General features: G+C 75.6%; 8 protein-coding genes. 4 read left to right on the top strand and 4 right to left on the bottom strand.

Translation table 11 applies throughout. From position 1 onward, the window contains the following. The 4 genes from CRM73_RS10545 to CRM73_RS10530 all read left to right on the top strand — a co-directional run. Window positions 1-1093, top strand: a 1093-nt coding sequence (locus CRM73_RS10545) for an ATP-binding protein (RefSeq protein WP_229587638.1), incomplete at its 5' end; no start/stop codon positions are given. Between the two features lie 126 nt (window positions 1094-1219). Beyond that, window positions 1220-2428: a DNA-processing protein DprA gene (gene dprA / locus CRM73_RS10540; RefSeq protein ID WP_229587636.1), complete on the top strand. Its 1209-nt coding sequence runs from the start codon at window positions 1220-1222 to the stop codon at window positions 2426-2428. A gap of 9 nt (window positions 2429-2437) precedes the next feature. Then, a complete protein-coding gene (locus CRM73_RS10535; RefSeq protein WP_017833745.1) occupies window positions 2438-3388 on the top strand; it encodes a tyrosine recombinase XerC in 951 nt (316 codons plus the stop codon). A gap of 309 nt (window positions 3389-3697) precedes the next feature. Further along, a complete protein-coding gene (locus CRM73_RS10530; protein ID WP_031283140.1) occupies window positions 3698-4201 on the top strand; it encodes a DUF3145 domain-containing protein in 504 nt (167 codons plus the stop codon). A gap of 153 nt (window positions 4202-4354) precedes the next feature. Here CRM73_RS10530 and CRM73_RS10525 read toward each other — a convergent pair whose 3' ends face one another. The 4 genes from CRM73_RS10525 to CRM73_RS10510 form a co-directional block, all read right to left on the bottom strand. Beyond that, window positions 4355-5614 (bottom strand): beta-ketoacyl synthase, encoded by a 1260-nt coding sequence (locus CRM73_RS10525; RefSeq protein WP_017833743.1) that lies wholly within the window; start codon window positions 5612-5614, stop codon window positions 4355-4357. Between the two features lie 111 nt (window positions 5615-5725). Then, complete coding sequence (locus CRM73_RS10520) at window positions 5726-5971, bottom strand: acyl carrier protein (RefSeq protein ID WP_017833742.1); 246 nt, start codon at window positions 5969-5971, stop codon at window positions 5726-5728. A 208-nt stretch (window positions 5972-6179) separates the two neighbouring features. Beyond that, on the bottom strand, window positions 6180-7247 hold the full coding sequence (locus tag CRM73_RS10515) for a beta-ketoacyl-ACP synthase III (RefSeq protein ID WP_109222449.1): 1068 nt from the start codon (window positions 7245-7247) through the stop codon (window positions 6180-6182). Between the two features lie 111 nt (window positions 7248-7358). Continuing rightward, complete coding sequence (locus tag CRM73_RS10510) at window positions 7359-8273, bottom strand: ACP S-malonyltransferase (protein WP_095650538.1); 915 nt, start codon at window positions 8271-8273, stop codon at window positions 7359-7361. Window positions 8274-8284 lie beyond the last annotated feature (11 nt).

Below are 8284 nucleotides of genomic sequence, written 5' to 3'. Positions count from 1 at the left end.
CGACGTGCTCGCCGGCGCCGGGGCCGATCCCGCCGGTCTGTGCCGGCCGGCACCTGCCGGGTCCGTCCCGGGCGGGGCAGCGCCGGGCCTGCCCGGGACGGACGGCGTGGGGACCCACCCCGCACCCCGCGCCGCACCGGATCTCGCCGACGTCGCCGGGCAGACCGACGGGCGCCTGGCCCTGGAGATCGCCGCCGCCGGCGGGCACCACCTGCTCATGGTGGGCCCACCAGGATCCGGCAAGACGATGCTCGCCGAGCGGCTCCCGGGCCTGCTGCCGGACCTCGAGGACGACGCCGCGATGGAGGTGACGGCCGTCCACTCGCTCAACGGGGCCGCCGGGCGGTGCACCGCCCTGATCCGGCGCCCTCCCTTCGAGGCGCCGCACCACACCGCCTCGGCGGCCGCCCTGTTCGGGGGCGGGTCCGGGATCCCGCGCCCCGGTGCCGCCTCCCGGGCGCACCGCGGCGTCCTCTTCCTCGACGAGGCCCCCGAGTTCGACCGCGGGGTCGTCGACGCGCTGCGCCAGCCCCTCGAGAACGGCCGGGTCGTGATCGACCGGTCCACGGCCTCGGCGGTCTATCCGGCCCGCTTCCAGCTGGTCCTCGCGGCGAACCCCTGCCCGTGCGGGCAGGCCGGGGGCCGGGGCGCCGACTGCACGTGCACCCCACGGATGCGCCGCAGCTACTTCGGCAAGCTGAGCGGTCCGCTGCTGGACCGGGTGGACCTGCAGATCGCGGTGCCGAAGGTCTCCTACGGCGAGCTCGCCGCCGGGGCGGGACAGGGGGAGAGCACGGCGGAGGTCGCCGTGCGCGTCGCCCGGGCGCGGGCGGCCCAGGCGGAGCGTCTGCGCGGCCTGGGGCTGCGCACGAACGCCGAGCTCGGGGGCAGCCTCCTGCACGGCGCCCTGCGTCCCCCGCGCCCGGTCACCGCCCCGCTGGAGCGGGCCATGGACCGAGGCTCGCTGACCGCCCGAGGGCACCAGCGGGTGCTCCGGGTCGCCTGGACGCTGGCCGACCTGGAGGGCCGGGGCGTCCCGGTGCTCGACGACGTCGACACCGCGCTGTACTTCCGCTCCCTCGTCCCGGCCTGAGCGCCGCCGCATCCGCCCCGTCCCGCCCGTCCCGCCCCGTCCCGCCCGTCCCGCCCCGTCCGGCCCGGTTGGTCCGGTCCGACCCATTCCGTCTAGTCCGACCCGTCCGCGACAGGAAGGCCCGCCATGCACTCCGCCCCGCCCGGCACACGCTCCGGCCACGACCCGCTGCTGCTGGCCCGCGCCGGGCTGTCCCGGCTCGTGGAGCCGACCGACGCCACCGCCATGCTGCTGCTGGCGGCGCTCGGACCGGTCGCCGCGCTCGAGATCGCCACGGGGACGCGCCCCATCGGCGCCGGGGAGCACCCGGTGTTCGTGCGGGCGGCCGCCGAGGCCGGGTACGGTCCCCGGCAGGTCGACCTCCGGCGCGCCCTGGCCCGCTGGGCGCCCCGGGCGGCGGACCTCGACCCCTCCGCCGACCTGGGGATCGCCGCCCGGGCGGGAGCGTGGTTCGCGATCCCCGAGGACCCCGACTGGCCCGCGGCGCTGGCCGACCTGGGCCTGTTCCAGCCGGTGGGCCTGTGGGGACGCGGCGACCGGCGGCTCCTCGGCTTCCCCGCCGCCCGCTCCGTCGCCGTCGTCGGCTCCCGGGACTGCTCGACCTACGGCCGGCAGGTCGCCCTGGACATCGCCGGCGCCCTGGCCGCCCGCGGCTGGACGGTGGTCTCCGGCGGTGCCCACGGCATCGACCAGGCCGCCCACTCGGCCGCGCTGGCCACCGGCACCGCGCACCCGCCCACGGTGTCGGTCATGGCGTGCGGGATCGACCGCCTCTATCCTCCGGGCAACCACGAACTGCTCCACCGGGTCGAGGCCGCCGGGCTGCTGCTGGCCGAGGCCGCCCCCGGGTGCACGCCCAGCCGCTACCGCTTCCTCCAGCGCAACCGGATCATCGCCGCCCTCTCCGCCGGCACGGTGGTGGTCGAGGCCCGGTGGCGGTCCGGGGCGCAGAACACGGCCCACCACGCGGACGGGCTCAGCCGCCCGGTTGGCGCGGTGCCCGGCAGCGTCCACGCCGGCACCTCCGCCGGCTGCCACCGGCTGGTGCGGGAGGGCACCGCCGTCCTGGTCACGGACGTCGACGAGGTGCTCGAGCTCGTCCAGCCCCTCGGGACGGCGCCGGCGCCCGACCGCCCCGCCCCGGCCTCCGTCGTCGACGGGCTCTCGGACCGGGACCGCGTGCTCCTCGACGCGCTGCCCCTGAGGGGGCGCAGCCGCCCGGACCACCTGTCCCGCGTCGCCGGCCTGTCCGTCCGCGAGGTGCTGGGCGGGCTGCGCCGGCTCGAGGAGCGCGGCCTGGCGGAGGGGGCGGGGGAGGGGTGGCGCCGCCGCTAGAATCGCCGCATGACCTCCGACGCCGCCCCGCTGCCCACGGCCGTGGTCCGGGCCCTGGAGCGGTACACGGACCACCTGGTGCACGAGCTGGCGCGCAGCCCCCGCACCGTGGACGCCTACACGGGCGACCTCCGTGCCCTCTTCACCTGGCTGCACGCCCGGTACGGGGTCGCCGCGCCGGCCGCCGTGGACCTGGAGATGCTCCGGGCCTGGCTGGCCGCCCGGCACGCCGAGGGGGCGGGCCGCTCGTCCATGGCCCGCTGGACGGCGTCGGTCCGCGGTTTCTTCGGCTGGGCCGCCGGCACCGGCCTGGTGGGCGCCGACCCCAGCCTGCGGCTCGTCGCCCCGCGCCGCCGGCGCCACCTCCCGGACGTCGTGCCCGCCGACGGGATGCGCGAGCTGCTGGACGATCTCGCGGCCCGCTCCACCGAGCCCGGGACCGCGGGGGTGGAGGGCGCGCTCGTCGCCCGGGACCGCGCCCTCCTCGAGCTGCTCTACGCCACCGGTGCGCGGGTGGGCGAGCTCACGGGTGCCGACGTCGACGACGTCGACCGCTCCCGCCGCGTCCTCACGGTGATCGGCAAGGGCGACAAGCAGCGCACGGTGCCCTTCGGCCGCCCCGCCGACGACGCGCTGCAGCTCTGGCTGGCCCGCCGGCCCGTGCTGGCCGCGGCGGGCAGCGGGCCGGCGCTGTTCCTCGGGTCCCGGGGCGGCCGGATCGACGCCCGACAGGTCCGGCGCGTCGTGGAGCGGGAGCTCGGCACCGTCCCCGACACCGCCGCCCGGGGTCCGCACGCCCTGCGCCACTCGGCGGCCACGCACCTCGTGGACGGCGGCGCCGACCTGCGCACGGTGCAGGAGCTGCTGGGGCACGCCTCCGTGGCGACCACCCAGATCTACACGCACGTCTCCGTGGACCGCCTGGGAACCGTCTACCGTCAGGCCCACCCCCGGGCCTGACGTGCGCCGGGGCGGAGGATCGCGGAGCAACACGGCGTCCCGGGTTGACGCCCGTGGAATGTTTGCAGTTGAATGAGTGGCGTATTGTACTCGACGTCCCGGACACGGCAACACGCTCGGAGCCGGCCGGAACGACGGGTGCGGCACCCGGGCGACCGGACGCCGCGCGGGCCTCGAATCCCCGCGGCGGGACGCGAGCCCGGACAACAGCATCGTCCGGTCGCGGCACGCTCGCCGCGGCCCGACGGGTGGGACCGCTTCCGTGCAGGGCGTTGGGGAAGACGTACCTACACGACGGAGGAACAGGTCATGTCTGCACCCACCACGCGCGGAGTGCTCTACGTGCACTCGGCTCCGCGAGCGCTGTGCCCGCACATCCAGTGGGCGCTGGAGTCGGTCGCGCGCCAGCGCACGGAGCTCGAGTGGACCCAGCAGAACGCCGAGCCCGGTTCCGTGCGCGCCGAGCTGGAGTGGTCCGGACCCGCGGGGACCGGCGCCCTCCTCGCCTCGGCGCTGCGCACGATGGGCCGCCTCCGGTTCGAGGTCACCGAGAACCCGTGCCGCGGCCACGACGGCGCCCGCTGGTCCTTCACCCCCGACCTCGGGATCTTCCACGCGACCACGGACGCCGCCGGCAACATCATGGTCTCCGAGGACCGGATCCGCTACGCCTACGAGACGGCGGCCGGCAACCCGCTGCTCGTCATCAACGAGCTCTCCCTCGCCCTGGGGGAGGCCTGGGACGAGGAGCTCGAGCCCTTCCGGCACGCTGCGGAGGGCGCCCCGGTGCGCTGGCTGCACCGCGTCGGCTGAGCCCCCGCGGCCCCGCCCCGCCTCCGGGGGCACGGGGCCCGCAGCGCGCCGGAGGGCCGTCCCGCGATCAGCGGGACGGCCCTCTTCCGTGCGTCCGAACGGTCTGCGCCCGGACGAGCTGCGCCCGACGGTGCGGGCGCGGCGGGCGTGCGCTCAGACGGTGCGGAACGCGGCGACCGCGTTGTGGCCGCCGAAGCCGAAGGAGTTGGACACGGCCACGAAGTCCCCGGAGGGAAGGTCGCGGGCGTCGGTGACGACGTCGAGGTCGATCTCCGGGTCCTGGTTCTCCAGGTTGATGGTGCAGGGCGCGGTGCGGTGGTGGACGGCGAGCACGGTGAGCACGGCCTCGACGGCGCCCGAGCCGCCCAGGATGTGGCCCGTCATCGACTTGGTCGCCGAGACGCACATGTCGTCCACCGCCGAGCCGAACGCCCGGCGCAGGGCGCCGGCCTCGGGGGCGTCGCCCTTGGGCGTGGAGGTCGCGTGGGCGTTGACGTGCTTGACGTCGGCCGGACCGAACTCACCGGTCTCCATGGCCTCCGCGAGGGCGCGGGCCGCCCCGCGGCCCTCCTCGTCGGGCGCGGTGATGTGGTAGGCGTCCGAGGTGAGGCCGGCGCCGGCGAGCTCGGCGTAGATCCGTGCGCCGCGGGCGCGGGCGTGCTCCTCCGACTCGAGGACCACGGCACCGGCGCCCTCGCCCATCACGAACCCGTCGCGGGCCGTGTCGTAGGGGCGGGAGGCGCGCTCCGGCTCGTCGTTGCGCTTCGACAGCGCCTGCATGGAGGCGAACGCCGCGATGGTCACGGGGTGGATCGCGGACTCGGCGCCGCCCACCACCACGAGGTCCGCCTTGCCGGAGCGGATGAGGTTCATGCCCTGGTAGAAGGCCTCCGTGCCGGAGGCGCACGCGGAGACGGGCGTGATGGACGCGGCCCGGGCCTTGAGGTCCATGCCGACGGCCGCCGCGTTGCCGTTGGGCATCAGCATGGGGACGGTGAGGGGCATGACGCGCCGGGCGCCGCGCTTCTGGAGGGTGTCGTAGGCGTCCAGCAGGGTCCAGACCCCGCCGATGCCGGTGCCGAAGGCCACGGCGAAGCGGTCCGGGTCGACCTCCTCGGAGGTCTCTGCGTTGTTGCCGGAGAAGCCGGCGTCGGCCCACGCCTCGCGGGCGGCGATGACGGACAGCTGCCCGGAGGGGTCCAGACGCTTGGCCTCGACCCGGGAGAGCACCTCGCTGGCGGGGGTCGAGACGGGCGCGGCGATCCGCACGCCCAGATCGTAGGTGTCCACCCAGTCGTGCTCGATGGCTCTGACACCGGAGACGCCCGTGGTGGCGCTGCGCCACAGCTCGGGGACGGTGCCACCGATCGGGGTGGTGGCACCGAGACCGGTGACGACTACTTTGCGGGTCATGACTGCACTTCCTCGTGTCCTGGGGTGATGCGGCGGGCGGCCCGCCCGGTCGCGGGTCGGTGCGGCGCGGCGGATCCTGCGGTCCGCCGCGCCCCGCACCGACCGGCCGGATCAGGCCTGGGCGTTGTCGATGAAGTTGACGGCGTCCTCGACGGTCTTGAGGTTCTTGACCTCTTCGTCGGGGATGGTCACGTCGAACTTCTCCTCGGCGTTGACCACGATGGTCATCATCGAGATGGAGTCGATGTCGAGGTCCTCGGTGAAGGACTTGTCCAGCTGGACGGCCTCGGTCTCGAGGCCGGTCTCCTCGTTGACGATCTCGGCCAGGCCGGTCAGGATTTCCTCTTTGCTCGCCATGGTGGCTTCCTTTCTCTGCGGCTGCCGGAGCAGCCGGTGGTGACGTGCGCCCCGGGCAGGTGCCGGGTGCATCTGTCCCGGTCGGGCCGTGGGCCCGGACCGGGGGACATCGGGTGTGCGGTTCAACCCTACGACGACTCGCAGGGCCCCGCGGCGGCACCGACACGTGGGCAGGACCCCGGGGGCCCGGTCCGCGTGCCGGCGGCGGTCAGGGGAGGACGACGACCTGCGCCCCGTAGACGAGGCCGGCGCCGAAGCCGATCTGCAGCGCCAGCTTCCCGGACAGCTCCGGGTGCTCGGCGAGCAGGCGGTGCGTGGCGAGGGGCACGGAGGCGGCGGACGTGTTGCCGGAGTCGGCGATGTCCCGGGCGATGACCACGGACTCGGGGAGCTTGAGCGTCTTGGCCATCTGGTCGATGATCCGCATGTTCGCCTGGTGGGGGATGAAGGCGCTCAGGTCCTCGGGCCGCACCCCGGCCACGTCCATGGCCTCCTGCGCGCGCTTGGCGACCTCCCACGAGGCCCAGCGGAAGACCGTCTGCCCGTCCTGGCGCAGGGTCGGCCAGAGGGTGGCGTCCTCGCGCACCGCGCCGGTCTCCGGGTCGAGGAGGTCGGGGGACTGGGCCCGCTCGCGCCCCTGCTCCACCGCCCGGATGTCGGTGAGCGGGTGGGTCATCCGGATGGCGTCCCACTTGGAGCCGTCGGAGCCCCACACGGACGGGCCGATGCCGGGGGTGTCGGAGGGGCCGATGACCACGGCGCCCGCGCCGTCGCCGAGCAGGAAGGAGATGGAGCGCTCGCTGTTGTCGATGACGTCGGAGAGCTTCTCCACGCCGATGACCAGCACGTAGTCGGCCGCGCCCGAGCGGACGAGCGCGTCGGCCTGGGCGACGCCGTAGCAGTACCCGGCGCAGGCCGCCGAGATGTCGAAGGCCGGTGCCGGGGTGGCGCCCAGGCGGTCCGCCAGGGCCGCGGCGGCGGACGGCGTGAGGTAGGGGAAGGAGATCGTGGAGACGATGACCGCCCCGAGCTGCGAGGCCTCGATGCCGGCCGCGGCCAGCGCCTCGCGGGCGGCGTGCTCGGACATGTCGAGGACGCTCACGTCCTCGGCGGCGCGGTGCCGGGTCCTGATGCCGGTGCGCTGCTGGATCCACTCGTCCGAGGACTCGATCCACTGGCAGACGTCGTCGTTGGTCACCACCACGTCCGGGCGGTAGACGCCCAGGCCGAGGATCCGGGAGTGCGCGTTGGTCTGTTGCTGCTTCAGGGTCACCACAGGGGTCGTTGCTCCTTCGTGCGGCCGGGCGGGACGGACGGGCCGGCTGGGCGGGGCGGAACGGCTGCTCCGGCCTCGGGACGGGCGGCGCACGAGGTGCGCGCGCGGACGTCAGTCAAGAATACTCCTGGCCTGCTCCAGCTCCGCCGCGGAGTTCACGGCCAGGGCCGGGACGCCCTTCATGCCCCGCTTGGCCAGGCCGACGAGGGTGCCCGCCGGCGGGAGCTCGACGAGCTGCTCGACGCCGCGCTCCAGGAGCGTCCGCGTGCACAGGTCCCAGCGCACGGGCCGGCAGACCTGGGCCACGAGCGACTCGAGGTTGGCGGCGCCGCCGCTCACGGGCTCGCCGTCGGCGTTGGAGAGCAGCGGGTGCACGGGGTCGGCGGGCGAGAGCCGGGGGACCAGCTCGTGCAGGGGCTCCAGGGCCGGGGCCATGTGCTCGGTGTGGAAGGCGCCGGCCACCTTGAGGGGGATCACCCGGGCGCGGGCCGGCGGGGCCGCGGCGAGGGCGGCCAGCTGCTCGAGGGTGCCGGCGGCCACGGTCTGCCCGCCCCCGTTGGCGTTGGCGGGCGTCAGGCCCGCGGCCTCGATGGCGGCGAGGACCTCGTCCTCCTTGCCGCCGAGCACGGCGCTCATGCCGGTGGGGACGGCGGCGGCCGCCCGGGCCATGGCGTTGGCCCGGGTGCGCACGAAGGCCATGGCGTCGGCCTCGGTGAGGGCGCCGGCCAGGGCGGAGGCGGTGATCTCACCCACCGAGTGCCCCGCGAAGACCAGGTCGTCCCGGCCGGGGCCGATCCGGTCGCCGAGCAGCCGGCCCGCGACGAGGCCGGCGGCCACGATGAGGGGCTGGGCCACCGCGGTGTCCTTGATGGTGTCCTCGTCGGCCTCGGTGCCGTAGTGCACGAGGTCGAGTCCTGCGGCCTCGCCCAGCTCCTCGAGGTGGGCGCGGACGCCGTCGAGGGCGAGCCATTCGGTGAGGAAGCCGGGTTTCTGGGAGCCCTGTCCGGGGCAGACGATCGCGATCACCGCTACAGCTT

The organism is Kocuria sp. CCUG 69068 (genome assembly GCF_020833785.1).
Taxonomy (GTDB): domain Bacteria; phylum Actinomycetota; class Actinomycetes; order Actinomycetales; family Micrococcaceae; genus Kocuria; species Kocuria rosea.
The sequence above is the reverse complement of the archived record's forward strand: the minus strand, read 5'-3'. Positions and strand labels throughout refer to the sequence as shown.

Coding starts and splice junctions, on each gene's coding strand:
- dprA (WP_229587636.1), top strand. CDS start 1,220: ATGCACTCCGCCCCGCCCGGCACACGCTCCGGCCACGACCCGCTGCTG.
- CRM73_RS10535 (WP_017833745.1), top strand. CDS start 2,438: ATGACCTCCGACGCCGCCCCGCTGCCCACGGCCGTGGTCCGGGCCCTG.
- CRM73_RS10530 (WP_031283140.1), top strand. CDS start 3,698: ATGTCTGCACCCACCACGCGCGGAGTGCTCTACGTGCACTCGGCTCCG.
- CRM73_RS10525 (WP_017833743.1), bottom strand. CDS start 5,614: ATGACCCGCAAAGTAGTCGTCACCGGTCTCGGTGCCACCACCCCGATC.
- CRM73_RS10520 (WP_017833742.1), bottom strand. CDS start 5,971: ATGGCGAGCAAAGAGGAAATCCTGACCGGCCTGGCCGAGATCGTCAAC.